The following is a 26,679-nucleotide window of genomic DNA, read 5'->3' as shown; positions in this document are numbered from 1 at the left end:
ATACTTGAAGGAGGCCAACACATACCATGCGTTTTTATGGAAGATTTGAAGGTTATGATTCATCAAAATTTAGACGCGATTTAATCGCTGGGCTTGTCGTGGGCGTTGTGGCAATTCCTTTAGGCATGGCATTTGCCATTGCATCTGGTGTCGGACCAGAATATGGATTATACACAGTCATCGTTGCCGGCATTTTGATTTCATTGTTTGGTGGTTCAAAGTATCAGATCGGCGGGCCGACCGGGGCGTTTGTTCCGATTTTATTCGGGATTGTCAGCCAGTACGGTATTGAAAACTTACTCATTGCCGGTTTTATGGCAGGCTGTTTGCTTGTATTGTTCGGAATATTCAAACTAGGGAAGCTCATGAAATTTATTCCTCGTCCGGTTATCATCGGTTTTACTGCTGGTATTGCTGTCATTATTTTTTCAGGGCAGATTGCCAACTTCCTCGGATTAAAGGGTGTTGAAAAGCATGAAAGCTTTTTCCTCAATATGAGAGAAATCGTGGTCCATCTCGGCACCACAAATAGTCTCGCCATCATCACAGCCGTCATCGGGCTCATCGTGATTTTGGTGGCACAAAAATACATTCCCAAAATACCTGGTGCTCTATTAGGTTTATTGGCTTCAACATTTGTAGCCGTTCTCTTTTTCCAAGGACAAGTTGAAACAATTGGCTCTGCATATGGTGAAATCCCTCGCCAGCTGCCAAGCTTCGCTTTTCCTGAATTAACGATCGAAAAATGATTTATCTGCTGCCTCCAGCCATTGTCATTGCGCTTTTAGGCGGTGTGGAGTCAATCTTGTCAGCAATGGTTGCTGATAATATGAAAGGCTCTAAGCATGACAGCAACAAGGAGCTTGTCGGGCAAGGAATCGCCAATATGGCGGCACCGCTTTTCGGAGGGATTCCAGCGACTGGAGCCATTGCCCGTACAGCAACGAACATCAAAAATGGCGGAGCAAGTCCGATTTCAGGTGTTGTGCATGGCGTCGTTGTATTGCTCATCTTAATGCTCTTTGCACCATATGCATCCATGATTCCACTTGCTGCCATGGCACCAATTTTAATGTTTGTTGCTTGGAATATGAGTGAGAAAAAGAGTTTATCAATATTGTGAAAGTGAGAAATGCGGATTCACTTGTACTTGTCGTGACCTTCCTCTTAACGGTCATCGGTGATTTGATTATTGGCGTCACCGCAGGTCTCATTTTAGCGTTTATCGCCTTTATCAAAAAAATGAGCCAGACGACCAACATTCATACAAATGTCGCTGTTCCTCAAATAGAAACGGCAGCCACTTTAGAAAAACAGACAGACCAGAAAGATATCAGTATGTATTCAATTGAAGGACCACTGTTCTTCGGTACAACAGATTCATTGGAAAATTCGATTTTGGATCATGTTCAGACAAAGCCGAAAACGCTCATCCTGCTCATGAATAAAGTCAACTATATGGACACCTCAGCAGAAGCGGTCCTGATGAACATCTCCAATCGTTTAAAGCATCATAATGGAAAACTGATGATTGTCGGACTACAATCACAGCCAAAAGAGCTTTTGCATCGTACGGGTCTTTTTCATCAAATTGGAAAGCAGCATTTCTTTGAACGAACGGATGATATTTCACCACAGCAGCTATAAGGGTGTAAAAAAGCACGTGACAGTTTGGTCACGTGCTTTTTGCCTGTTCTATTTCAGTAGAAAAACGTTTTGTGAGTTTCTGTTGATGAGAGGCGAAAACCTCTTCTAGTGTCACATCATAAAGATCAGCTAAAACGAGTAGATTCGCTAATACATCACCCATTTCTTCGATAAGGTCTTTCTTTAACTCTAGTGTCTCTTGTATTTTTTCATCAGGCCGATCACGCCCAATTTCTACGGCTCTAACGGCACGAGCGAGTTCTCCCGTTTCTTCCATAAGGAAGCCTAACCGAATAAACGGCCCGTATTTTGTCCAATTTCTCATTTCGTAAAACTCTTTAATCCACTTCTCTATCTCAGTTGTTTGCATTTCTTTATACAGCTCCTTATATGGTGTTCGTTTTTTCATTTTACACTATATATAGACGATGCGGCTGTTTCTTTACAATTAATTATAGTAGAATGAGTGGGTGAAGAAATCATAGAGAGAGATGGAGCTGTTTGATGAAAACGATTTGTGTGTTTGCTGGTTCGAATCCAGGTGTGAATGACATCTACAAACAAAAGGCTGTCGAGCTGGGTGCTTATATGGCAGAGAAGGGCATTTGTCTTGTATACGGCGTTCACGAATTGGACTAATGGGAGCCATTGCAGATGAGGTATTGAAAAATGGCGGGCAAGTCATTGGGGTCATGCCAAAAGGGCTTTTTAGAGGAGAGGTTGTGCATCAAGAGCTAACAGAATTAATAGAAGTAAAAGGGATGCATGAACGAAAAGCGAAAATGAGCGAGCTGGCCGATGGATTTATTGCCATGCCAGGCGGCTTTGGTACATATGAAGAATTATTTGAGGTGTTATGCTGGGCACAAATCGGGATTCACCAAAAGCCAATCGGATTGTATCAAGTGAATGACTATTTCAAGCCGCTCATTGACATGGTGAAGTTCAGTGTACAGGAAGGTTTTTCAAATGAATTACACCTTCAATTGTTACATGCCTCCAGTGAGCCGGAAGAATTGATTTCACAGATGGCTTCTTATCAAACACCATCTCTTCAGCAGAAATGGACGGAGCTGTCTTAAAGCATGTGAACAACAAAAAACCGTCTGTTCGAAGGAGCAGACGGTTTGTTTTGTCATTATTTTTGTTCTTCTGAATTACGGGTCAAGACTTTGTCAATGAGTCCGTATTGAAGAGCTTCTTCCGCTGTTTTGAAGTTGTCACGATCTGTATCGCGCTCAATCACTTCAATTGGCTGACCAGTACGTTCAGCAAGTACTTGGTTCAGTTTATCGCGTAAAGAAAGGATTCGTTTAGCCGCAATTTCAATTTCTGTCGCTTGACCTTGGGCTCCGCCTAATGGTTGATGAATCATCACTTCACTGTTTGGAAGGGCATAACGCTTACCTTTTTCACCAGCAGCAAGCAGGAACGCACCCATTGATGCAGCCATACCAATACAAATAGTTGATACCTTTGGTTTAATAAATTGCATCGTATCGTAAATGGCCATACCAGCTGTGATAGAACCGCCAGGGCTGTTAATGTAGATAGAGATATCTTTCTCTGGATCTTCGGCTTCCAAGAAAAGAAGCTGTGACACGATGGAGTTGGCAACATTGTCATCGATCGCAGAACCAAGCATGATAATACGGTCTTTTAAAAGACGAGAATAAATGTCGTAAGCTCTTTCCCCACGATTTGTTTGTTCAATGACTGTAGGTATTAAATTCATAATGTTCCTCCTTCACCTTTTAGGTAAGTATGTAATTCAATGATACATTTTTGGTCAATAAAGGTCAAACAAAATGCTGACCTAAAATCAAATACCTCTATCCATTTTCCCCAAAACCCTTCCACTTCAAACCATCATATGAATATATGTATTTGAAAGAAGAAAATACATGGGCAGGTCTGATGATTAATCATTGCTTTCTTGCAGCATTTCCCTTATAATTTGATATGCTGACGTTCAAAAAACATATCGTGCGCTCGTAGCTCAGTTGGATAGAGCGGTGGTTTCCGGTACCACGTCTGCCGGGGGTTCGAATCCCTCCGAGCGCGTCTATAGTATCCAATAGGATTCGATTTATCATTTGTGAAAAAGCTGAAAACCCTTTGAAATAAAGGGTTTTCTTTGTTTTTTATGGAATTACGTGAGTAAACGTTAGAAAACGATATTATTTCATTTTGCACAAATTTTTCACTTGTGGCTCTTTCGAGTGATAACATTTTTTGAAACAAATCCAAAGTGTTTTTAGTATCTTCTTCTCTAAGCTCCTTCACCACATGAGAATAATATCTAAGGGTTGTGTCAATGCTAGCATGTCCTAGCCTTTCTGAAACATAATAAATAGATATTTTCTTGTAATGAAGTATACTGCATGGGTGTGTCTAAAACCATGAATTGTTCCAGGTTCAATTTTTAAGTCGTTCAAATGTTAATACTTTTTTAGGGTTTGTAGGACTAATAAAATAAGCTCATAAGGGTTTAGTGTTATTTCTTTGAAAAAATCTTTAAACAATTTCATTGTTTCAATATACATTTTAATGACTCTGTTAGAAGGGTCATTTTTTGTGGACTAAAAACCTTTTCCTGTCTTGTAGTCCCATGTTCGTGAAATGTTGTTTTCTTCATATCTAATTTCTTCAAAATATTTAATTAAACACCCAGATGATGCTAAAAGATATTGAGATTTAAAAATAAAATTAGCAAAACAGTTTCCTGAAAATCATTATAAGTATCAAACTGAAAAACAGAAATTTGTTAATGAGTTAGTGGAAAAGGCAAGAAATTGGGCAAATTCTTATTAAGTTTACGGGTGCAATAGTCCAGGAAGGCTTATCGCTTTTTTGTAGAAGTTATTAACGGAGAGTTTAGTTGTAGAAATGTTGTAATATAGATTTTGTTTAAAAAGATGTGGCTTTTTAACAATAAAATGGAGATTGGTTATAAATAGGGGGGAAGTTTGATGTTAAATCGTGTCATTCAACAATTTGGATTGAAGGTACTATCAATGAATGAGGTTGAAGATTCTCATAGTTCAACAGTTTATAAATGTATTTTGTCTAATGGTGATAAAGTTTTTTTGAAAATTCCTTTTACAAAATTGAAGTATCAGCGAGAATTAGAAGCCTATGAAATTTTAAAAGGAAGTGACTCTATTCCTGAAATGATGGATTATTGGACAGGTGATGAGGATTGTCCAGGTGCTTTTTTATTATCTGAATTAAAAGGGAAACCGTTAACATCTAATGCTACACCAACAATAGCGTTCCAAGTTGGGGTCCTTCAGGCTGAAATGCATTCTATTCGTCCTCTTTCTGAGCAAATGTTAACTTGTATAAAAAATGAATTTCCGAACTGGTCTCATTTTGTTGAACAGAAATTTTATAGTTTTGCTGAAGATGTAAGGGATATTTTGGATGAACAATTATACAAAAAAGCCATTGAAAAATTTGAAAAGATGAAACAAAAACTTCCGTCTCCAGATGGACCAAGCTTTGTACATATGGATTTTCGTCCAGCAAATATAATTGTTGATAATGATAAAGTTTCAGGAATAATAGATTTTGAAAGCGTAAGATTTGGTTCAACAGAAGTCGATTTTACCAAACTGTATCGTGATTTTTTAAGTTATGATGTTAGCTTGTATAATGCATACCAAGAAGGCTATAACAGTATCAGGCCATTAATTGACCTGGAGAATGTGTTACCTTTTTATCGATTTACAGATGCATTCAATAGTATTGGATGGTCTAAACGCCGAGGAATTGAAAAAAATGCTTTGTTTTTAGAAGAAAATTTGTCAAGATTGAAAAAATGGTTACTATAATATAAGATTTCTCTCTACATCAGAATATTAAATAATATATCGTGGAATGTGAAGGAATGTACTTAAATTAACGGGTGCTATTTTTAATAAGCACCCAATATGAAAAGACTTTTATTGTAAACATAGCAGTGGAATATATTAACAAAATGTATTCAACTAACATCTATCGTGTTGGTTCAAGTAATATCATTCTAATATACATTAAAAATGCTGCTCAAATCATAAGTTCAAAAAGACAAAGCTCTTAACAGGAGGCTTTGTCTTTTTTCTTGTATCTTCTTAAAATACTGGCCATAAGACTCATTTCTTCCCTTTTTAGGCGTATTTGTTGAGGTTGGTGGCTGTATATGATTAACATGGAAGGAAATTGACAATGAGGAGGGATTTCTTGTGGCGAAGATTTTATTGATTACGTTTCCAGCTGAAGGACATGTGAACCCCATGTTAGGGATCATAAAAGCATTGACGGATCGAGGTGATGAAGTTCATGCGGTCACAACTGAACATTATCAGGAACGAATCAAACGCTTAGGCGCTCACGTACATATACATCCAGACTATATTCGCACATTAAGTGTGGAAGAAGACGATTTAGATTCCATGCAGCCATTCTTTCATGCAATGCTGCAAACGTCATTAGATATTTTAGAGGTGGTGGAAACACTTTCTCAGCAGCATTCATTTGATTTGGTCTATTTCGATATGTTTGGGGCAGGCGAGCTTGTTCGAGATTACTTACAGATTCCAGGGATCGGTTCGAACCCTTCTTTTGTGCTGCAAGAGGCGCATTTTGATACACCTCTATATAGAAAGGATGAGAAGGCCGCTCATCTGTTAGAAGAAATAAATGAACGTTTTGGGGTACAGCCGAAGCGTTTGATGCAATTCATGAAAAACCGCGGAGAACTGAATATGGTGTATACAAGCGAATATTTTCAGCCGTCTGTCGATGCATTAAACGATTCGTTTGTCTTCATTGGGCCGAGCTTTCTAAAACGAGCAGATCAGCACCCATTCCCGCTGGAAGTACTTGAGCAAGAAAAAGTCGTCTTTATTTCGATGGGTACAGTTCTTGGGGATACAGAAGCATTTTTTAATCTGTGTATTGATGCTTTTGCAGACTTTGATGGAAAAGTGGTCATCGCAACAGGAGAAAAAATTGATAGGTCTCTCTTAAAAGAGGCGCCGACTCATTTTCTGATCGAGCCTTATGTACCGCAGCTTGAAGTGCTCGAACTAACAGATGTGTTTGTGACACACGGCGGAATGAACAGTGTCAATGAAGGCATTCATTATCACGTTCCGATGGTGGTCATTCCGGTCGACAAAGATCAGCCGATGGTGGCACAAAGGCTGACGGAATTATCCGCTGCTCGGACGCTTGATAAAGACCAGCTGACGACAAAGCAGCTAAGAGATGCCGTGGAGACTGTTCTGGAAAGTGACACGTACCGTGCCGGGATTGAAAAAATTGAAGAAAGCTTCCAAACAGCAGGTGGAACAGAAAAAGCATTACGTGTGATCGATCAATTTATGCAGGCGAAACAGGCCCAATCATGAGTCTCAGCGTGTAGACAAACCCTCGCATTCGGTGTCGTGCCGGTGCTCACGAATCTCAAATTCGCTCCGCTTCAGTACTCGTCCTTCCTAGACTGCAAAGGTTTTCTATCACGCTGAAAAGAAGACAAAGGGCTAAAATAAAGATCATTTTAGCCCTTTGTCAACAATCTGACAGACTCGATCATGAGTCTGTTTTTTTGATGAAAAAAGACATTGTATTTCCCATTTCTGTATGCTAATATTCAATTCGTAATCATTTCGATTGAAAATCGAAATGATTACGATAATATCAAATTGGGGGAAGTACATATGAATGATCAAGCTGTTTACATAAAGAAGAAATATGAGAAAAAGCATCCCTATGTGACATATACCTTGATGCTGTTTTCAGTCATGGCTTGTTTTTTATTGGCATCATGCTCTGAAAATAAGGCATCTTCCCGCTTACATGACCGAGAAGAAGATGAGCTAGTGTATGCAAGTACAAAAGATATAAGGGACATTAATCCCCATCTATATGGCGGAGAGATGGCCGCTCAAAATATGGTATTTGAATCGCTTGTCGTCAATACAGACAAAGGAGTTCAACCAGCGCTAGCTAAAAGCTGGGACATATCAAAAGATGGAAAGACCTACACCTTTCACCTTCGAAAAGACGTGACTTTTTCAGATGGTGAGCCGTTTAATGCGAAGGCAGTGAAAATGAATATTGATGCAGTTGTCAAAAATATTGAAAAGAACGCTTGGCTCAATCTCGTATCAGAAATCAAATCCACAAAGGCTGTAGATGAACATACATTTGTTCTCACGTTGAAAGAACCTTATTACCCAACGTTAGAAGAGCTAGGCTTAACTCGCCCCTTCCGTTTTATTTCTCCAAAAAGCTTCGTTGATGGGACCACAGCAAAAGGAGTCAAAGAGTATGCAGGGACAGGTCCTTATGTGTTAAAGGAACATAAAAAAAATCAATACGCCGTGTTTGAAGTAAATGATCACTATTGGGGGGAAAAGCCCAAGATTTCAACAGTGAAGTGGAAGGTCATGCCGGATCATCAAACGATTTTACTTGCGCTCCAAAAAGGAGAGATTGATCTCTTATTTGGAGCAGATGGTGACATGATCGACGGAGACTCATTTCAGGCGTTAAAGGAAGCGGGCCAATACGGTGTGACCGTGAGTCCTCCTGTTGGTTCAAGATCTATTGTGATCAACTCCAATCAACCAGTCACAAAAGATCCAAAAGTAAGAGAAGCATTTCAATACGCCATTCAAAAAGAAATGATTACAGAAGGGATTTTAAATGGAACGGAACAAGTAGCACACACGCTGCTTGCCTCATCAGTCCCTTATGCAGATATCCCGCTTAAAAAGAAAACCTATCAAAAAAAGAAAGCAGAGGCATTACTGGATGAGGCAGGCTGGAAGCTAAAAGAAGACGGCTATCGCTATCAAAAAGACAAACCACTAAGCGTGACCATTTATTATAATTCGGATAATGCAGGCGAAAGAACGATTAGTGAATCGATTCAACATGACTTCAAGCAGGTTGGGATCAAGCTGGATATTAGAGGAGAAGAAAAACAGGCGTTTTTAGATCGTCAAAAAACAGGAAAGTTTGATCTGATGTACTCTCTATCGTGGGGACTTCCTTATGATCCACAAACTTACGTCTCTTCATTCCGTGTTGCATCTCATGCTGATTATCAAGCCCAATTAGGCTTGAAAAAGAAAAAGTGGCTAGATGAGACAATTACGAAGGTATTGGTGGAACCAGATGAGCAAAAGAGAAAACAAATGTACCGAGAAATTTTGACGTATATTCATGATGAAAATGTCTACATCCCAATCTCTTACTCTGTGACAAAGGCCGTTTATAATAAGCGCCTTAAAGGTGTAGGTTTTCATGTATCACAGTATGAGATTCCCTTTGACCGATTGTATTTTTCGTCTTAAACCGGAGGCGGAGACATGACACACTATATCTTAAAACGAATATTGCTGCTTTTCCCACTCATTGTCTTCATCACCTTCTTTGCGTTTGTGTTACTTACGATGCGGGCAAGTGATCCAGCTGAGGTCGCTTTGCGTGTGAATCAAGTGACCCCAACAGAAGAAATGATTGAATCGATGCGACAAGAGCTAGGCTTAGATCAACCATTTTTCATACGCTATGCCACATGGCTTAAAGATGGATTAACAGGTGATTTTGGCAACAGCTATGTCACACAGGAGCCGGTTTTTGATCTCATTATGGAGGCGCTGCCTGCCACATTGAAGCTTGCAGGAGCAGCGCTCTTCTTCATCATTGTGTTGAGTTTATTATTCGGAATGGTATGTGCGTATGCGGCTCATACCTGGGTGGACCGAATACTGAGAGCCTTTGTGTTTATCACAGCTTCAATGCCTAGTTTTTGGTTGGGAATTTTGTTTATTTGGCTTTTTTCTGTCAAATTCAACTGGGTCAATACGAGTGGAATGGAAGGTTTCAAATCTATTCTTCTACCAGCTATCACACTATCACTTGGCTACTTATCGACCTATGTGAGACTGATTCGAAATCAAATCCTAAAGTTTCAGCACGAGCCATTTGTTTTTTATGCAAGAGCCCGTGGTTTAAAGGAACGTACTATTCAATTGAAAGTCATGAGACATGCGCTTCAACTAGCGGTGACAGCACTTGGCATGTCTATTCCAAAGCTCATTGCTGGAACCGTCATTATTGAAAATCTTTTTGCTTGGCCAGGGGTTGGACGGTTGTGTGTGACGGCTATTTTCCACGCCGATTTCCCGATTATTCAAGCCTATTTGTTTGTGATGGGGTTCCTGTTTGTTGTGTGCAACCTCATCGCTGATGTTATGCAAATGATCATGAACCCGCAGTTAAGAAAGGAGGGCTGAGAAAGATGATAGGGTGGAATCAATTAAGAAAAGACCGTATGGCCATTCTTTCTATCTGGCTATTAGCACTTGTCGCATTAGCTGGACTGTTTGCACCAGTGTTAGCACCACATGACCCGACAGATACGAACATTCTTCAAAAATATGCCGGCGTCAGTCTTACTTATCCGCTCGGAACGGATCAGCTGGGGAGATGTGTATTGTCGCGGCTTTTATATGGCATTCGCACAACGATGCTTGCGGCCATGCTGACGATGTGTATCACGATGCTCATTGGCAGCATACTGGGACTCATGGCCGGCTTTTTTCGAGGAAAGGTTGATGGAGTTTTGATGAGGCTGTGTGATGTCATGCTGTCCTTTCCAGCAGAGGTGATGATCCTTGCCATTGTGGGAATATTGGGACCTGGACTTTTCAATATTATTCTGGCCAATGTCCTTGCGAAATGGGCCTGGTATACAAGAATGATTCGTTCGTCTGTCCTGCAATATGCGAATGAGCCATCTGTTCAGTTTGCAAAAGTGTCTGGTGGTTCCCCCTTTTACATACTGAGGAGACATCTATTCCCTCGCATCTCAGGAGAAATCGCTGTCTTTGCTACACTTGATGCGGGGTGGGTGATTTTAAATATATCCGCTCTGTCTTTTCTTGGGTTAGGTGTGAGTGCACCTACACCGGAATGGGGCATGATGCTAAACGAGGCGAAGAATGTCATGGTGACACACCCAGCTCATATGCTCGCGCCTGGACTTGCCATCTTATTCGTGGTCATGGCGCTGAACTTTTTAGGAGATAGTCTGCAGCAGGCCACGAACCCTGCTATGCATCATATCAACAAAAAAGGGGGGAAACCATTTGCCTTTCATCGACGTAAAAAATCTGTCCGTACATGATCCAGTAAAGCAAAAGAATTTGGTGGCGAATATCACGTTTTCATTACAACAACAACGCTGTTTAGCCGTTATTGGAGAAAGTGGAAGCGGAAAATCAACCGTCGCAAAAGCGTTAATTGGCTTGATCCCTCCTTCGCTGGAAGTGGGAGGAGCGATCATGTTTGACGGTGAGAAATTGACAAGTCAGGCGGTAGAGCAGTGGCGAGGAAAACGAATTGGCTTCATCTCACAGGATGCCATGAATGCGTTCAATCCCATCGAAACCATTGGTCATCAAATGATGGAAACGTTTCAGCGGCATTTGGGCTTACGCGGGAAAGAAGGAAAAGCCCAAGCCATCACTGGACTGGAGCTTGTCCATTTAAGAAATCCACATCAATTGATGAAAAAATATCCTCATGAGCTGTCTGGCGGCATGCTGCAGCGTGTCATGATTGCGATCACGATGATGCTTTCTCCTGACGTGATCATTGCGGATGAGCCAACTGCGTCGCTTGATGCATACAATCGGCGTGAGGTCATCATGCAATTACAGAGGCTGAAAGAAGAAACAGGTGCTGCCTTGATCATCATTTCGCATGATTTAGGCGTCGTTCAGGCGATCGCTGACGAGTTGATGGTGATGCATCAAGGAGTGATGCTTGAGCATCGCGCAGCTGAGAAGATATTCACATCACCCGAGCATCCCCAAACAAAGCATTTACTAGAGACGAGACTTCGCTTATCTGCCCCCCTTGAAGCACTTAGACAGCAGAAGAGAGTGAGGGCGTTCCCATGTTGATCACAGCCAATCAATTACGCAAACATGGAGAGGCGAAAGGTTTTTTCTCTCATCAAAAGGAATCAAAAGCACGAATATCAAACGTATCGTTTCAAATCGAAAAAGGACAATGTATCGGGTTAGTCGGTGAGAGCGGAAGTGGCAAAAGTACATTAGCACGTATCCTGCTCGGTTTAGAAAAGTTAGATGGTGGAGAGGTATTGATTGATGGGAGGCCAGCTCACATATGGAGGAAGAAGAATCGGGGGAAAATGAGCGTTGTCTTTCAGGATTATCTATCTTCTGTCCATCCATCCTTTACGGTGAAAGAAATCATTGCTGAACCCATGCGATTGTTAAAGCATGAAAAGAATATGGATCAGAAAGTATTGTCATTGCTTGAGCAAGTCAGGCTTCCCTCGTCTTTGCTGAATCATTATGCCCATCAGCTAAGCGGGGGGCAGCTCCAGCGGGTTTGCATAGCAAGAGCCATATCCACGAATCCAGCAATTCTCATATTAGATGAAGTCCTTAGCTCACTTGATGTCTCTGTTCAGGTACAAATATTGGAGCTGCTTGAGACACTAAAACAAGAATTAGACATGACCATCCTGATGATTACGCATGATGTAGAGGCAGCGGTGTATCTATGTGACAGGCTCCTTTTTTTACATGAAGGGTTACTTGTGGAAGAATGTACAAATGACCAGCTGTTTGAAGCGACCCATCCATTTACGCTCAAGCTGCTGGACTCACTCATGCCTTTTCAGCTTGACAAAAAATAACCAATCTTTTATCGTATACGTAACAAACGACGGAAGGGTGACCCAATGCAATGAAGTACTAATCCTATGACCTGTAAGCAAAATGAAAGAACGAAGGCAATGAGCAAACGACATGTGTTGCTATGTTTGCTGCGTTTTCATTTTTTAGCTTCGGAATAGGATGGTACAGCTTGGGAATCAAAGAATGAGGGGATTGATACGGGGATGTGTGTGTTCATTCGATGAACAGCACGTCATTCTGTATCAATACGCTTATTTTTGTACACCATTTTGCCCCCTATTCTGAGAATGGGAGGCTTTTTCATGTCTCCTGATACGAAAGGAGAGGGTTGGATGTTACTCAGAGCCAATCAGTTAAAGGTATTTCGAAAGGATCGGTTGTTATTTGATATTGAGGAGCTTGCCATCCATCAAGGCGATCGCATTGGTCTAGTGGGGGCAAATGGCAGTGGGAAAACGACTTTATTGCATGTGCTGGCAGGTCAAGAAAAACCAGACAGTGGAACGTTTGCTGCCACAACGACCTGTACTTTGCTTCCACAGCTGAAAACAGCTGATGGCAGACAGAGTGGTGGAGAGATGACCCAGACTTATATTGAAAGAGCCTTAAGCCGTCCGTCTGCCCTTTTATTAGCAGATGAACCGACGACTCATTTAGATACAGAGCACATTGAGTGGCTGGAAGAGAAGCTGCGTGATGATCAAGGTGCCCTCATTGTCGTTTCACATGATCGTGCTTTTTTAGATGCGCTATGTACAGAGATTTGGGAGCTGGATGATGGGGTGCTCAAGCAATACAAGGGCAGCTACACGCATTTTGCACAGCAAAAAGAGCTGGCGCATCGTCAGCAGATGGAAGCCTATGAAGCTTATACACAAAAGAAAAAGCAGTTAGAGCATGCGCTGCAAAAGAAAATGAAAAAAGCGGACAAAGCCACAAAGCCATCACAGAAGCTGAAATCCTCAGGGCCCAAAATTGCAAAGCCCTACTATGCAAATAAGCAAAAAAAGCTTCAAAAAACAGCCAAATCCATTGAAACAAGAATGGAGAAATTAGAAAAGGTTGAGAAAGTAAAAGACGTCCAGCCCATTCAAATGACTCAGCATACGATGAAAGAAGTAGCAAGCCGAACCATCCTGCGTGTGAAAAATATAGATGGCAAGGCGGGTGATAAAGTTCTTTGGAAGCAGGCGAATGTGGAAGTGAGAGGCGGAGACAAAGTCGCCATCATCGGAAAGAACGGGAGCGGCAAAACGACATTTCTTCGAATGCTAGTGAGTGGACATCCCGGTGTTTCTCATTCAGAATCTATCAAATTAGGCTATTTTAGTCAGGATCTTTCAGGACTGAAGGTAGATGAATCGATTTTACAAAATGTGCTTAGAGAGGCCGTTCAAGATGAGACAGTGGTTCGAACGGTTTTAGCGAGACTAGGGTTTCGGGGAGATGATGTGTATAAGCTTGCTAGTGTGTTAAGCGGAGGAGAACGGGTGAAGACCATGCTTGCGTCATTGCTCGTCAGTGATGCCAATGTCCTCATGCTGGATGAACCGACGAACTTTTTAGATCTTGCGGCAGTAGAAGCGCTTGAAGGTCTATTGAAGGATTACCCAGGTACAGTTGTGTTTGTCTCCCACGACCGCAGACTCATTGAGGAGGTTGCCACTCGTATTCTGCATGTTCACGAAGAACGCATTGAAGGGTTTGATGGCACATATGAAGAGTATAGACAAAAGGAAGAAAAACCACCTGTTACAAAGAGAGAAGAGGAGCTTCTGTTGATTGATATGCAGCTGTCTGAAGTGCTCAGTCGCTTAAGTATAGAGCCTTCTCAGGAGCTTGAAGAGACATTTCAAGCATTATTGAAAAGAAAGAAGTCTTTGGAGTCATAAAAAGAAACCCCTGTGTTTACTGCACAGGGGCCTGTTCATTTCGTTCCTTTTTTAATTGTTCTAGTTCACTGACTGTGACAAGCTGGTAGCCTTGTTTGGTGAGCTCATGTATGATCTTCACTGCTGCTCGAGCTGAGCTTTCATAGATATCGTGCATTAATACCGTTCTGCCATCTGCTGCATGTGAGAGAACGTGGCTTGTGATCTGCTGGCTGTTACGAATTTTCCAATCCTCAGGATCAACATCCCACAAAGAAACTTTCATATCAACCGCTTGATTGATGTCTTGATTTGTTCCTCCATATGGCGGTCTAAAGTGTGTAGGTGTATAACCGCTAGCTTTCTCAATCAGCTGCTGCGTGTCCTTTACCTGTTTCACCGCTTGCTTGAGAGGCAGTCTTGTTAATAAAGGATGGTTGTAAGAATGGTTTCCAATCTCATTCCCGCCTTTTAAAATGTTAGCAAGCATTCCAGGATAGTACTGGACCCTGCTGCCTAATACGAAAAAGGTGGCGTGTCCTTTATTTTCCTTCAGCGCATCTAAGATTTTTGTCGTTGTCGCTGGATTCGGACCATCATCAAATGTGAGTGCGATGGCTTTTTTGTTCGGATCAAGCTTTGATTTTTGCGGCAGCTTAACGGCTTTTCTTTTAGGGTTCGGTTCTTTGATTTCATTCTGATTTTTGGTCTTATTTATATATTCTGGCTTCAAGATATCTTTCAGCAAAGTCTTTTTGATCGCGAGCGTTTGCGGACCAAGATCCTCTGCGGCTACTTGAGAAGCTGGGAAATAAAACTCTACATATTTCTCTTTCAAGGCAAATTGACTGAAGTTTTGAGCAGTAGGGGCTGTTCCTTTCTGAAGGAGAGAGTGATCCTTAGCCAAGGTTTTGTCCTTTCGAAGCTCCGTGTATGTAATATAGGATAATTTCTTTAAATAATTGGTTTTAGGCAGAAATAAATCTTTTGTGTCAAGAAAGGTTTTTTTCTGAAAATCAAAATTGATCGTTAGATGATTAGTAGTCCCATTTTGCTGACCTGTATAGGTATAGGTTGTAAAGTGAATGGCAGCGGATTGTTTCGCATAATGCACCATATCATAATCAATATTCAGTTCAAAGCGTTTATTTTCATCGATGTCCTTTGCTTCACTGAATGTCTTTTTGAAATGCTCTAATGCTGAATTTGCATAGCTTTGAATCTTGTCATCTAGCTCTTTTTGGTGAAAAAGAGGATAGTTGACTGCATATCTCATAAATTTCCCGTCATTTACGAGAGTGACTATTTCGACATTTTTATAGTTCGTATCCTGCTTCACATTTTTCTTCTCTGTACCGCTTGCTTGTTGGTTTTGAAAGAAAGCAACTGCTCCAATGACGATCGCAAGCGCAAATAAGATGATACTCCATTTTCCCTTTACTGACACAACTTTCAAATCTCCTCTCATGACGGGTCATTCTTTATCAGTTTGACATCTGTTTGTAATATTTTTATAACATTTGACTTACTTTTGTAATTTTAGGTGATTTTCATGCGGAATGTCAACTATTTTACTATTAAACTATCGGAAAAAATGATAGGTCTTTCAGAATGAAAAAAAAGCAGAGGAAAAGAATCATCTCATCTTGTTGTCTCACACATACCTTCAATAATTAAAAAATGTGGTGTACATTGATTTTTCAGAGGCTGGCGGCTATAATTTTGATGATTATGATTCTCATTTTCAAATTGACTTTTAATGAAGAAAAGGATGACACCGATTTTGCACGATAAGCGAACACTTCAACAAAAACGATCATCACGTATTCTGTTCTTTTTGATATTTTTTCTCGCAGTCATTGGTTTGCTTACTGCTATGTTTTTTGCTGTTTCTTACGGTGCAAAAACATTGTCTCTGCAAACGGTTTGGACAGCTGTATTTGACTACCAGTCAGATGTAACAGAGCAGCAGATCATCCATGAATTAAGACTTCCGCGTGTTCTAGGCGCAGCCCTTGTTGGAGCAGCCTTTGCTGTAGCGGGTGCTCTCATGCAGGGCATCACAAGAAACCCGCTGGCAGATGCGGGGATTTTGGGCATTAATGGCGGTGCGATGTTTGTTGTCGCTCTCTGTTTTGCTTTTTTCCCAGGCATGCCTTATTCAGCGCTCATGTTTTTTTCTTTTATCGGTGCTGTACTGAGTACGCTGCTCATCTTTGCCATTGGGGCAGCTGGTGGTGTATTGACACCGATGCGCCTGACTGTTGCGGGAGCAGTTGTTGCCGCGTTGCTTCATGCGCTCAGCTCTGGGATCGCCATTTATTTTGATTTGAGTCAGGATCTGGCTTTTTGGTATGCAGGCGGTGTGGCTGGTGTGAAATGGCCGCAGCTGACGATTCTCGCCCCGGTTATTCTGATTGTGATCGTATGGGCGATGCTATTAGGGCGTTCACTGTCGCTACTATCGCTCGGTGAAGATGTAGCGGCGAATTTAGGGGTGAAAACACGACAAGTGCGAATACTAGGAATGGCAGCTGCTGTCTTATTAGCAGGGGTTTCTGTATCAGCAGTTGGGTCCATTGGGTTTGTCGGGCTCGTCATCCCGCATATTGCACGCAGGCTGGTTGGTGTAAACTATCGTTTCGTCATTCCGATGTCAGCGATTTTAGGCGCTATGCTGCTTGTCTTCGCTGATCTTGCCAGCCGCACAGTGAATCCGCCAAGAGAGCTTGCCATTGGCGTGATGGTGGCACTTGTCGGTGTTCCTTTCTTCTTATATATTGCCAGAAAAGAAGGGAGGAACCTGTCATGAAGGAGAAACAGCGTGCTCTTGTTGTGACAGTCGTCTTGCTTTGTCTGAGTGCTGCTGTGATGCTGTATAGTTTAAATACCGGCACGCTGAAACTCAGTCCCATCGTTGTCGTCAAAACCTTATTTGGCTTTGGGGATTTCCAAAGCGAAACGGTGCTGTTTGACTATCGTCTGCCACGAATTGTGGTGACCATTCTAGCGGGAATTGGTCTTGGCATCGCAGGCGGCATTTTGCAGAGTTTATCTCGTAATCCACTGGCCGATCCTGGGATTATTGGACTGAATGCAGGGGCAGCATTTGGCTTAATTATTTTTGTGACGTATTTCCATGCACTTGAAGGCAATCCATCTCTTCTTATTCCGCTCTTTACATTTGGTGGTGGAATGCTTGCGGCAGCGGTCATCGTGCTCCTTGCGTATGACCGGCATGAAGGGCTTGTTCCCATCCGGCTGATCCTAGTAGGAATCGCGGTTGCGGCGGGATTTAGTGCATTGACCTTATATTTGTCATTGAAGCTTGATGAAGATACATACACGTTTGCTTCAAGATGGCTTGTGGGCAATGTATGGGGGAGAGACTGGATTCATGTGTTAGCGCTTCTGCCTTGGATTGTATGCCTTGTGCCGCTTACGCTTATGCAGTCAAGCACGCTTAATGCATTGACGTTAGGAGATGCTGTCGCCTCAAGTGTAGGTGTACGTGTCCAGCGTAAACGCCTCTTTTTGCTTACCTTAGCTGTTGGCCTGGCTAGTGCAAGTGTTTCGATGACAGGCGGAATTGGCTTTATTGGCCTCGTCGCCCCGCATTTGGCCAGGCGGCTTGTCGGGTCACTGCATCAGTATTTTTTACCGGTTAGTGCGCTGCTTGGCTTGTTGATTTTGGTCAGCGCCGATACAATCGGACGTTCCATATTTGCTCCAAATGCCATACCAGCGGGTGTGGTTGTGGCCTTTATCGGAGCCCCTTATTTTCTCTATTTATTGACAAAAACGAAATAAAAAATGAAAGAGGAACCCATCATGAAAAAATTACTTGTGTTTGGTTTAACGATCTGTTTCTTGCTTCTTGCCGCTTGCGGTCAACAGGAAACAAAAAATACGACAAATCAAAATGATCATGGAACACCTAAGATTGCTTCTTTGTCTATTCATTTAACAAATGACTTACTAGCACTCGGTATCAAGCCCGCCGGCTCTGTCGTAGGAGGAGACTTAAAAGATTTCCTTCCACATGCGAAAAAGCAGCTGAGCCATACGAAGAAGCTCGGCATTGCAGCAGATCCAGACATGGAGTCACTGCTTGCTTTAAAACCAGATGTCATTTATGTCGATGAAGAACTAGCTGGACAAGACTTATCGAAATACAAAAAAATTGCCAAGACCGAAGTGTTTAATTTAAATGATGGCACGTGGCGGGATCATTTGAAAAAAATCGGCAAGCTCGTCAATAAAGAAAAAGAAGCCGATCAATATATCAAGGATTACAATCAAGAAGCTAAAGAAGTGAAATCACTCATCCACCATAAGATTGGAAACGGAAAAGTAATGGCGATCCGTGTGACAGCAAAGGAGCTTCGAGTATTTAGCATGAAGCGTCCAATGGGTCCTATTTTATACGAAGATTTAGGTCTCACGCCTGTCGATGGTGTGAAAAAGCTGGACAGCAAAAGACCATTCGAAGTGATTTCTCAAGAGGTTCTTCCTGACTATGATGCAGATGCTATTTTTGTCGTCGTCAACCGTGACGATAAAGCGCAGCAGGCATTCAAACAGTTAGAACAGACACCGATCTGGAAAGGCCTAAAAGCCGTGAAGAAAAACCAAGTCTATCCGATCGCTGATCAGCCATGGCTTGATTACTCAGCACTAGGCAATAAAATGGCATTGGATGAAGCAAAAGAGATGTTTTCTAAATAAAAAGCACATGAATCAAGGCATCATTCCGCACATAGGAATGATGTCTCTTTTTTTGATTCGTTCTTCTATTCATTCGCTTTTTGCATACATATGAGAGGGAACGAGCAGTACCGCCCGCGTGAAGGGGAAAGGGAGGGATACAGTTGGAAGTTCAAAAAATTAGTGCAGGTACGATTGCAAGGCTTGTGCTGCTTTTGTTAGCGCTTGTTAACAGTGCTCTAACCGCTGCGGGAAAAAGCCCAATTCCTATTGATGAAGAAGGTGTTCAGCAATTCATCACCTTAGCTTTTCTTGGGATTACATCACTATGGGCCTATTGGAAAAACAATGATATTACGAAAAAAGCACGAACAAAAAAAGAAGAATAAGAGAAAACAGAGCCTTTTCATGATATAAGGCTCTGTTTCATCGAAGCGTCAAACGCCTCTCCCCGCAATTTGATTCTTCCTGAAAGGCTTACGACCGGCGTTCTCCCATGTTGGTGAGGAATGCTTTCACTTCCTCAGTGCTTAAGCCAATAGCTTTCGCTTCACTCATAAGACGCTTCCACTCTGACATATTCGAATCGGTCAGCTTTCTATGGGTGACATGTAACGTCTTTTCTTCCTGCTCCTTTCGGTAGGTTTGGAGCAGCTGATATAATCCCTCTTTAGGCATGCCGGATTGGACGGCATTGACTATATGCTCCCGCCATTCCTGTTCACCGCCCTCAGAGTAATGAAACATCATCGTCTCTGCATCAAACAGCTCTTGTAAATCAATTTCTAGTGAAGAGGATACCTTTTTTAAAAACTGGACAGATGGATTCCGATGGACACCACGCTCAATTTTACTCAAATACGACTTAGAAACATGGGCATCTTCAGCCAGCTGCTGAATCGAGTATCCTTTCCTCTTTCGGTAAATGCGTATCACCTTGCCTATCATTCGATAAATGATCTCCCTTCTCCCTTGCGAATAGTTCTGCGACCTTTTCGTTCATTATAAGAAATAAATTGTTCTTTATAAAATTCAAAAACGTAAGAAACAGGAAGTAAACAAAAGAAAACGAACGATTTCGTTCTTTAAAAAGAACTATAAGACCTATTATGACATTTTTCTTTGCGGGTATTATCTTTTATAATCCAATCATTAACAAAAAGAAACCATATATAACCTTTTTATGATGAAATCGGGAGGTATCTATGAATGAGAATATAGGTTTTAAGCAGCTGTTTTCTGTCATTAAAGAGAAAATGGCCCTTCTGATCCTGATTGTCCTGATCGTAACGGGCATTTCAGCCTACTATCAGTTCTATGTCTCGACTCCTGTATATCAGGCAACCACTCAAATTCTTGTTCATAAACGCAGCAATGACGCACAAGCGAATTTAAACGATATTCAGATGAACCTTCAATATACACGTACCTTTCAAGTCCTATTAAAAAGTCCGATCGTCATTGAAAAAGTAAAAGAAACGCTCAATCTCACAGAATCAGCTGAAGGATTAAAACACAAAATTGCCACAAGTACAGAAAATGAGTCTGAGGTCATAAATATTTCTGTACAAGATGAGGATCGCGCGAAGGCAGTAGCGATTGCTAATACCGCAACAGAGGTGCTGCAAGAAGAAATCAAAAAAACCATGAATATGGATCGCATTAATGTTTTGTCTGAAGCCAAGCTGTCCAACACGATTCTCATGAATTCAAGGAAATTCGTTCATATCGTTCTGGCACTAGGCGCCTCTTTATTAGGAGGAATTACACTCATTTTCTTAATGAATCTACTTGATGATACTGTAAAACGAACACATCAAATAAGAGAAGAGATCGGATTGCCGTCGCTCGGCAGTGTCTATCAGATGCAAGCAGACAGGAGGGCAAAAAAAGACAAGCAGTCCGTCATAACGGGAGGACAGAACATTGATCTTTAAGAGGAAGAAAAGAGAAAAGAGAGATTTATCCTGTATTTCTGTATTAAATCCTCACTCTGTCATTGCGGAACAATTTCGTACGATCCGAACGAACATCGAATTCACATCGATCCAAACAAGGCTGAAGTCGATATTGGTGACATCCTCCTTGCCGAAGGAAGGGAAATCATTTGCGGCTGCAAACTTAGCAGCTGTTTTTGCACAGCAGAAAAAGCGGGTCCTGCTCATGGATGCTGATTTGCGAAAGCCGGCCGTTCATGAATATTTTGACCTGAGTCATCACACGGGTTTAACCAACGTGCTATTAAATAACTGCAGTTTGGAGGAAGCCGTTTTACCTACACCGATTGAGCATTTAGAGCTGCTTCCGAGCGGAACCATTCCGCCGAATCCAGCTGAGCTGCTCTCCTCTTCTGTGATGAAGCAGCTATTTTATGAGATTGAACAGCAATATGACATGGTGATCGTTGATTCCGCACCGCTTCTGCCTGTTGCCGATGCGAAGATCCTGGCGAACCGTACGGATGGAAGCATTCTCGTTGTATTAAGCGGCAAAACAAAGATCGCTGCCGTAAAGAAGTCAAAAGAAGTATTAGAAGGAACAACAGGCAAACTGCTTGGCGCTATGCTAAATGGAAAGAAAGAGAAAAAGGGCAGGCTGTATATGTATTAAAAAGATTGATAGGTGATGTCTCCTAATCTTTAACAACGGAGGCACTCGATCCTGCTGTGGGCATATCAGATGCCTTAGATGCTCGTCATCAATAGTGGGGTGTGAGGACGGGTTTGATGCCCATTTGACGTAAGAATAGTGATTGAAAAAGGGGGAGGAGCGTTGACTTACGCCCAAAGATTATCAATTATCGTGGCACTAGATTCATATCTCATCTTAGTTGCCGTCTTTTTTGGCTTTCAATTTGTCCAAGAAGCGGCGTTAACCGTATATACATTTGAAATGCTCGTCATTTCTTCGCTCAGTCTGCTCATTGGGCACCATGTATTTTCCTACATTTTTCACGTGTACAAGCAAGTATGGGCATATACAGGGGTTAGAGAGCTATTTTCTTTAATGAAAACCTTTGTGTGTTCTTTTTTATTTTCAATGACGATGCTGTACCTTTTCGTACAGACATGGCCATTTCGATTTTTATTCATCGTTTGGCTTTTCCATATCTTGTTCATCGGGGCATCTCGTATGGCATCTAGACTATTTCATGATGGCGCAAAGCGGCTGCACATAGAAAAGGAACGGGCATTAATCATTGGTGCCGGATCAGCTGGGGCCATTATTGTTCGTCAGCTTCAGCAGTCGAGTGATGTCCATATTGAGCCAGTCGCCTTCATCGATGATGACAAGACGAAGCATAAGCTTGAAATCATGGGTCTGCCCGTCCTAGGGGGAAAAGAACATATTCAAACAGCAGTCGTGATGATGGATATTCAAAAGATCATCATCGCCATTCCGTCCAAAAGCAGCCACACCTTAAAAGGGCTGTATAAGGAATGTGTAGCGACTGGCGTCAAAACACAGATTATGCCGGAAATGGAGCAGATTTTAAAAGGAACCCATGCACTGAATCAATTACGGGATGTACAGCCAGAGGATTTACTAGGAAGAGAGCCGATTCAATTAGATACAAGTCGTCTATCTGTTCACTTAAAGGGAAAAACGATCATGGTGACAGGGGCAGGCGGGTCGATTGGATCAGAAATCTGTCGTCAAATTTGTGTGTTTGCCCCTCAAGCGATTGTGCTAGTGGGACATGGAGAATTCAGCATTCATTCTATTTTACTAGAGCTGAAAGAATTATATGAGGGCAGCATCAGCCTCTATCCACAAATTGCGGATATTCAAGATAAACAGAAAATGAGTGAAATCGTTGGTCATTTTCAGCCGGATATGATTTATCATGCTGCCGCACATAAGCACGTCCCGCTCATGGAGATCAGTCCGAAAGAAGCGGTGAAAAACAATATTATCGGGACAAAAAATGTTGCAGAAGCCGCACATGAGCACGGAATCGAAACCTTCGTCCTCATTTCATCTGATAAAGCGGTCAACCCTGCCAATGTAATGGGAGCCACAAAGCGGTTTGCTGAAATGCTGATCATGCAAATGGGGGCAAGCAGTGAGACGAAGTTTGTGGCCGTTCGATTTGGGAATGTACTCGGAAGCAGGGGGAGCGTCATACCAATCTTTAAAAAACAAATCGAAAAAGGTGGACCGGTGACGGTCACGCATCCAGCCATGACAAGATATTTTATGACCATCCCAGAAGCATCAAGGCTGGTCATTCAAGCAGGCGCACTGGCAGAAGGAAGACAGATCTTTGTATTAGATATGGGGGAGCCAGTGAAAATTGTCGACCTCGCAGAAAACCTCATTCACCTCTCAGGCTACACTACAGACCAGATTCCGATTACCTTCACGGGCATTCGTCCCGGAGAGAAAATGTACGAGGAGTTACTCAACCAGCATGAAAAAGCACAGGAGCAAATTTTCCCGAAAATTCATATCGGTCACGCACTGGATGGTGATCCATATGTGCTGAACCGCTTTATCCATGAATTTGACATGATGAGTGACGAGCAAATGAGACAAGCGTTATTTGCTGCCATTGAGTCGCATGATTTGTTGTCTGAACAGATGAAAAGAGAGGAGGAGACGCTTGCCAATGAAGAAAAAAGTCTTGTTTTGCGCAACGGTTGATTATCATTTTAAGGCATTCCACCTTCCGTATTTTCGGTGGTTTCAGGAACAAGGATGGGAAGTGCACACAGCGGCAAATGGTCAGCTGGAGCTGCCGCATGTGGATCAAGCTCATTCCATTCCGATTCAGCGCTCCCCTTTTCATTTGCGCAACCGGCTCGCGTATGTGGAGCTGAAGAAGCTGCTAGAGAAAGAGCATTACGACTTGATCCATTGTCATACACCGATGGGAAGTGTCATTGGCAGGCTTGCAGCCAAAAGCACGCGCAAAAAAGGGGCGAAGGTTCTTTACACCGCACATGGGTTTCACTTTTGGAAGGGGGCGCCGCTTCAAAACTGGCTGCTCTATTATCCAATTGAGAGATGGCTCGTGCAATATACAGACGCGCTCATCACCATTAATGGAGAAGACTATGAAAGAGCGGATCGTCTGTCAAAAGAGAAGGCATCTGTCCATTATGTTCCCGGCATGGGTGTGGATATGAAGCGGTTTGCACCTGTCGATGACAAAGAAAAGCAACGCCTTCGTACAGTATATGGATTTACCCCGCAAGATTTCATCGTGCTGTGTGCTGGTGAATTGAACGTCAATAAAAATCAAAGGATGCTCATCAAAGCATGTGCACAGCTGTATAGGAAAATACCGAATGTGAAGGTCGTGTTTGCCGGGGAAGGGGCAAGCAGGCCGTTCTATGAAAAGCTGGTACGCCAGATGAATCTTGAGCAGCGTGTCCAATTTGCTGGTTTTTGCAAACAAATCGAGGAATGGATGCATGTGAGTGATGTATGTGTGTCAACGAGTCTGAGAGAAGGGCTCGGCATGAACCTTCTTGAAGCGATGTCTGCTGAGAAGCCGATCATTGCCACTGAAAATAGAGGGCACTGTGAGCTTATCAAACATGGAGTGAACGGCTTTTTAGTCGAACCGCAAGATGTGAATAGTTTAGCTGATTATTTGCAGCAGCTTTATCACCGAAAGGACCAGCTGCACCTCATGGGAAAAGCGGGGCGTTCCATGGCTCATGCATTTGCACAGGAGCAGACGGTGAGTGCCATGGAAGAGATTTATACAACCTATATGGGTCATGCAGAGAAGGTGATGCAGCATGCGTAAGCCGAAGGTGTCTATCATCATGGGCGTCTACAATTGCCAAGAGACAGTAGAAGAAAGCATTGAATCGATTCTTCATCAAACCTATAAAAACTGGGAGCTCATCATATGTGATGACGCATCAACAGATGGGACCTATGAGAAAGTACTGCCTTATACAAAGCATGATCCTGAAAGAATTCGCCTCATCCGAAATAAACACAACCTAAGACTTGCCGCCAGTCTGAATCGCTGTCTAGCTGAAGCGAGTGGAGAATTGATCGCCAGACAGGATGGTGATGATCTATCGGTGTCAACACGTTTAGAAACACAGGTTTATTTCCTCGAAACACATCCTGAATATGATGTGGTCGGTACGGCGATGACGATTTTTGATGAGTCTGGAACGAAGGGCGTACGTGCACTTGCCTCAGAACCTAATCGAAAGGTGCTGGCAAGAGGAACTCCTTTTTGTCACGGGACCATTATGATGAGAGCTTCTGCATACAAGGCTTTAAATGGATATCGTTCTGTGAAAACAACAAGGCGTATGGAAGATATCGATCTTTGGATTCGCTTTTTTGCTGCTGGAAGGAAAGGCTTTAACTTGCAAGAGCCGTTATACCTTGTGAGAGAGGATGAAGCGGCCTTTCAGCGCCGAAAGTTCCGATATTCCATGGATAATGCCATGCTCGTTATAAAAGCATGCTGGCTATTAAAGTTGTCGCCGTTAGATTATTTATTTGCTCTCAAGCCGGTGATCCGGGCCTGTTTGTCACCGAAGACCATGAGGCTTTATCATCAGCGGAAGCTGGAGGCGTCTATGCTGAAAAGGAGGACGATTCGGGATGAGTGAGCCAAAGCGTGTACTCCATATTGTGGGCGGGATGAACCGCGGCGGAGCAGAAACGATGATTATGAACATCTATCGTGCACTCGACAGAAATGTCCTTCAATTTGATTTCATTACCCACCGACAGGACGTCTGTGATTATGATGAGGAAATTCGTCGGCTCGGGGGGCGCATCTTTTACGTCCCAAGTATTGGGGCGTCCTCTCCTTTGGTTTTTGTGAAAACTTTGACAAAGACGATCAAGCGAACAGGACCTTATCAGGCAGTGCATGCACATACGGATTTTCAAACAGGTTTTTCCGCACTTGCTGCTAAACTTGCGGGCGTTAAGGTGCGCATTTGTCATTCACATAATACGGCTTGGAGACAGTCTTCAACCTGGCTTGACCACTTGATGCTCAAAGGGTTTCGTCAGCTGATCTTTGCCTTTTCTACACAGCTCGTCGCATGTGGCGAAGATGCCGGTGTTTTTTTATTCGGGCAGAAAAAAATGAAAAATGGACGAGTTGAGGTTTTGCCAAATGGGATTGATTTGAACCTTTTCTTTCAGCCTGGGCCAGACGAAAAGGTGGAGATGAAAAAGCAGCTTCATCTTCATGAAAAGAAACTGGTCATTGGTCATATTGGGCGATTTCATGAGCAAAAAAACCATGTTTTTTTCATCGAGCTGGCACAGACTTTAAAGAAGCAGGGGGTCTCATTTCAGCTTGTCCTCGTAGGAGATGGACCGCTGAGACAAGTGGTCGAATCGTATGCGAAAAAAGCAGGATTAATGGAGGACATTGTCTTTACCGGGGTCGTATCGGACGTTCCGCAGTATATGAAAGCATTTGATGTGTTTGTGATGCCTTCCTTGTTTGAAGGTCTTCCGCTTGTATTAGTAGAAGCACAGGCATCTGGACTGCCTTGTGTGATCTCAGATCACATTACAGAGGAAGTTGATCTAGGCTGCGGACTCGTTAAACGGAAATCACTGCGCGATTCAGCACATGAGTGGATGAAAGCGATTCTTGAAGCGTATCATGCAGAACCTCCTCTTCAAGAGACCATTACTTCTCAGCTTGGCCAAAGAGGATTTGATGTGAAGCAGAACATCACACGTGTGATGAATGTATATGGATTGTAAGGAAG

General features: G+C 42.5%; 22 protein-coding genes, 1 tRNA gene and 2 pseudogenes. 21 read left to right on the top strand and 4 right to left on the bottom strand.

What is annotated here, in order from left to right:
* Window positions 1-26: 26 nt before the first annotated feature.
* Window positions 27-1,647 (top strand): annotated as a pseudogene (locus NPA43_RS15515) (SulP family inorganic anion transporter).
* 28 nt (window positions 1,648-1,675) lie between these two features.
* Here NPA43_RS15515 and NPA43_RS15510 read toward each other — a convergent pair.
* A complete protein-coding gene (locus NPA43_RS15510) occupies window positions 1,676-2,017 on the bottom strand; it encodes a MazG nucleotide pyrophosphohydrolase domain-containing protein (protein ID WP_034316625.1) in 342 nt (113 codons plus the stop codon).
* Between the two features lie 134 nt (window positions 2,018-2,151).
* On the opposite strand from NPA43_RS15510, the pseudogene NPA43_RS15505 reads away from it, so the two are divergent.
* A pseudogene (locus NPA43_RS15505) lies at window positions 2,152-2,729 on the top strand (TIGR00730 family Rossman fold protein).
* A 56-nt stretch (window positions 2,730-2,785) separates the two neighbouring features.
* Here the strand turns inward: NPA43_RS15505 and clpP are convergent.
* Complete coding sequence (gene clpP / locus NPA43_RS15500; RefSeq protein WP_024719872.1) at window positions 2,786-3,382, bottom strand: ATP-dependent Clp endopeptidase proteolytic subunit ClpP; 597 nt, start codon at window positions 3,380-3,382, stop codon at window positions 2,786-2,788.
* Window positions 3,383-3,635: 253 nt separating this feature from the next.
* Between clpP and NPA43_RS15495 the strand changes: the two genes are divergently transcribed.
* The 9 genes from NPA43_RS15495 to abc-f all read left to right on the top strand — a co-directional run bounded on the left by NPA43_RS15495 (window position 3,636) and on the right by abc-f (window position 14,272).
* Window positions 3,636-3,711: transfer RNA gene (locus NPA43_RS15495), tRNA-Arg, on the top strand.
* Window positions 3,712-4,619: 908 nt separating this feature from the next.
* Window positions 4,620-5,483: an aminoglycoside phosphotransferase family protein gene (locus NPA43_RS15490; RefSeq protein WP_256499036.1), complete on the top strand. Its 864-nt coding sequence runs from the start codon at window positions 4,620-4,622 to the stop codon at window positions 5,481-5,483.
* Between the two features lie 390 nt (window positions 5,484-5,873).
* A complete protein-coding gene (locus NPA43_RS15485) occupies window positions 5,874-7,043 on the top strand; it encodes a macrolide family glycosyltransferase (protein WP_230030708.1) in 1,170 nt (389 codons plus the stop codon).
* 309 nt (window positions 7,044-7,352) lie between these two features.
* Window positions 7,353-8,996 carry a nickel ABC transporter substrate-binding protein gene (nikA, locus tag NPA43_RS15480; protein ID WP_230030709.1) on the top strand — a complete coding sequence of 548 codons (1,644 nt, stop codon included), beginning with the start codon at window positions 7,353-7,355 and terminating at the stop codon, window positions 8,994-8,996.
* A 15-nt stretch (window positions 8,997-9,011) separates the two neighbouring features.
* Window positions 9,012-9,941, top strand: a complete 930-nt coding sequence (gene opp1B, locus NPA43_RS15475) for a nickel/cobalt ABC transporter permease (protein WP_099727966.1) — start codon at window positions 9,012-9,014, stop codon at window positions 9,939-9,941.
* Window positions 9,942-9,946: 5 nt separating this feature from the next.
* Window positions 9,947-10,834 carry a nickel/cobalt ABC transporter permease gene (opp1C, locus tag NPA43_RS15470; protein ID WP_230030711.1) on the top strand — a complete coding sequence of 296 codons (888 nt, stop codon included), beginning with the start codon at window positions 9,947-9,949 and terminating at the stop codon, window positions 10,832-10,834.
* Window positions 10,797-11,615 (top strand): ABC transporter ATP-binding protein, encoded by an 819-nt coding sequence (locus NPA43_RS15465; protein ID WP_099727964.1) that lies wholly within the window; start codon window positions 10,797-10,799, stop codon window positions 11,613-11,615. The genes opp1C and NPA43_RS15465 overlap by 38 nt, the downstream gene beginning before the upstream one ends.
* Window positions 11,609-12,379 carry an ABC transporter ATP-binding protein gene (locus NPA43_RS15460; RefSeq protein ID WP_099727963.1) on the top strand — a complete coding sequence of 257 codons (771 nt, stop codon included), beginning with the start codon at window positions 11,609-11,611 and terminating at the stop codon, window positions 12,377-12,379. Before NPA43_RS15465 ends, NPA43_RS15460 begins: the two co-directional genes overlap by 7 nt.
* A 333-nt stretch (window positions 12,380-12,712) precedes the next feature.
* A complete protein-coding gene (gene abc-f / locus NPA43_RS15455) occupies window positions 12,713-14,272 on the top strand; it encodes a ribosomal protection-like ABC-F family protein (protein ID WP_256499689.1) in 1,560 nt (519 codons plus the stop codon).
* Window positions 14,273-14,288: 16 nt separating this feature from the next.
* Here abc-f and NPA43_RS15450 read toward each other — a convergent pair whose 3' ends face one another.
* Window positions 14,289-15,698, bottom strand: coding sequence for a polysaccharide deacetylase family protein (locus tag NPA43_RS15450; RefSeq protein ID WP_305881443.1), 1,410 nt, complete (start codon window positions 15,696-15,698; stop codon window positions 14,289-14,291).
* Window positions 15,699-16,010: 312 nt separating this feature from the next.
* Here NPA43_RS15450 and NPA43_RS15445 point away from each other — a divergent pair, with 312 nt between their 5' ends.
* The 4 genes from NPA43_RS15445 to NPA43_RS15430 all read left to right on the top strand — a co-directional run bounded on the left by NPA43_RS15445 (window position 16,011) and on the right by NPA43_RS15430 (window position 19,347).
* Complete coding sequence (locus tag NPA43_RS15445; protein WP_370461111.1) at window positions 16,011-17,063, top strand: FecCD family ABC transporter permease; 1,053 nt, start codon at window positions 16,011-16,013, stop codon at window positions 17,061-17,063.
* On the top strand, window positions 17,060-18,061 hold the full coding sequence (locus NPA43_RS15440) for a FecCD family ABC transporter permease (RefSeq protein WP_256499034.1): 1,002 nt from the start codon (window positions 17,060-17,062) through the stop codon (window positions 18,059-18,061). The genes NPA43_RS15445 and NPA43_RS15440 overlap by 4 nt, the downstream gene beginning before the upstream one ends.
* An 18-nt stretch (window positions 18,062-18,079) precedes the next feature.
* Window positions 18,080-18,979, top strand: coding sequence for an iron-hydroxamate ABC transporter substrate-binding protein (locus NPA43_RS15435; RefSeq protein ID WP_371930243.1), 900 nt, complete (start codon window positions 18,080-18,082; stop codon window positions 18,977-18,979).
* A gap of 143 nt (window positions 18,980-19,122) precedes the next feature.
* Window positions 19,123-19,347: a phage holin gene (locus NPA43_RS15430; protein WP_024423530.1), complete on the top strand. Its 225-nt coding sequence runs from the start codon at window positions 19,123-19,125 to the stop codon at window positions 19,345-19,347.
* An 88-nt stretch (window positions 19,348-19,435) separates the two neighbouring features.
* On the opposite strand, the gene slrR is transcribed toward NPA43_RS15430, so the two are convergent.
* Window positions 19,436-19,906, bottom strand: coding sequence for an HTH-type transcriptional regulator SlrR (gene slrR / locus NPA43_RS15425; RefSeq protein ID WP_099727957.1), 471 nt, complete (start codon window positions 19,904-19,906; stop codon window positions 19,436-19,438).
* 257 nt (window positions 19,907-20,163) lie between these two features.
* Here slrR and NPA43_RS15420 point away from each other — a divergent pair, with 257 nt between their 5' ends.
* From NPA43_RS15420 to NPA43_RS15395, 6 genes are all read left to right on the top strand, one after another.
* A complete protein-coding gene (locus tag NPA43_RS15420) occupies window positions 20,164-20,895 on the top strand; it encodes a YveK family protein (protein WP_044138999.1) in 732 nt (243 codons plus the stop codon).
* Window positions 20,885-21,568: a CpsD/CapB family tyrosine-protein kinase gene (locus NPA43_RS15415; RefSeq protein ID WP_099727956.1), complete on the top strand. Its 684-nt coding sequence runs from the start codon at window positions 20,885-20,887 to the stop codon at window positions 21,566-21,568. The genes NPA43_RS15420 and NPA43_RS15415 overlap by 11 nt, the downstream gene beginning before the upstream one ends.
* 162 nt (window positions 21,569-21,730) lie before the next feature.
* Entirely contained in the window at window positions 21,731-23,605 is a 1,875-nt protein-coding gene (locus NPA43_RS15410; RefSeq protein ID WP_099727955.1) for a polysaccharide biosynthesis protein, read from the top strand.
* Window positions 23,571-24,719, top strand: a complete 1,149-nt coding sequence (locus NPA43_RS15405; RefSeq protein ID WP_256499033.1) for a glycosyltransferase family 4 protein — start codon at window positions 23,571-23,573, stop codon at window positions 24,717-24,719. Before NPA43_RS15410 ends, NPA43_RS15405 begins: the two co-directional genes overlap by 35 nt.
* Window positions 24,712-25,551: a glycosyltransferase EpsE gene (locus tag NPA43_RS15400; protein ID WP_256499032.1), complete on the top strand. Its 840-nt coding sequence runs from the start codon at window positions 24,712-24,714 to the stop codon at window positions 25,549-25,551. Before NPA43_RS15405 ends, NPA43_RS15400 begins: the two co-directional genes overlap by 8 nt.
* On the top strand, window positions 25,544-26,674 hold the full coding sequence (locus tag NPA43_RS15395; RefSeq protein WP_256499031.1) for a glycosyltransferase family 1 protein: 1,131 nt from the start codon (window positions 25,544-25,546) through the stop codon (window positions 26,672-26,674). The genes NPA43_RS15400 and NPA43_RS15395 overlap by 8 nt, the downstream gene beginning before the upstream one ends.
* The last annotated feature ends 5 nt before the right edge of the window (window positions 26,675-26,679 follow it).

The sequence above is a fragment of the Bacillus pumilus genome (assembly GCF_024498355.1).
In the GTDB taxonomy this organism is placed as follows: Bacteria; Bacillota; Bacilli; order Bacillales; family Bacillaceae; genus Bacillus; species Bacillus pumilus_P.
Note: the sequence above shows the minus strand (reverse complement) of the source record. Positions and strands in the feature narration are given on the sequence as shown.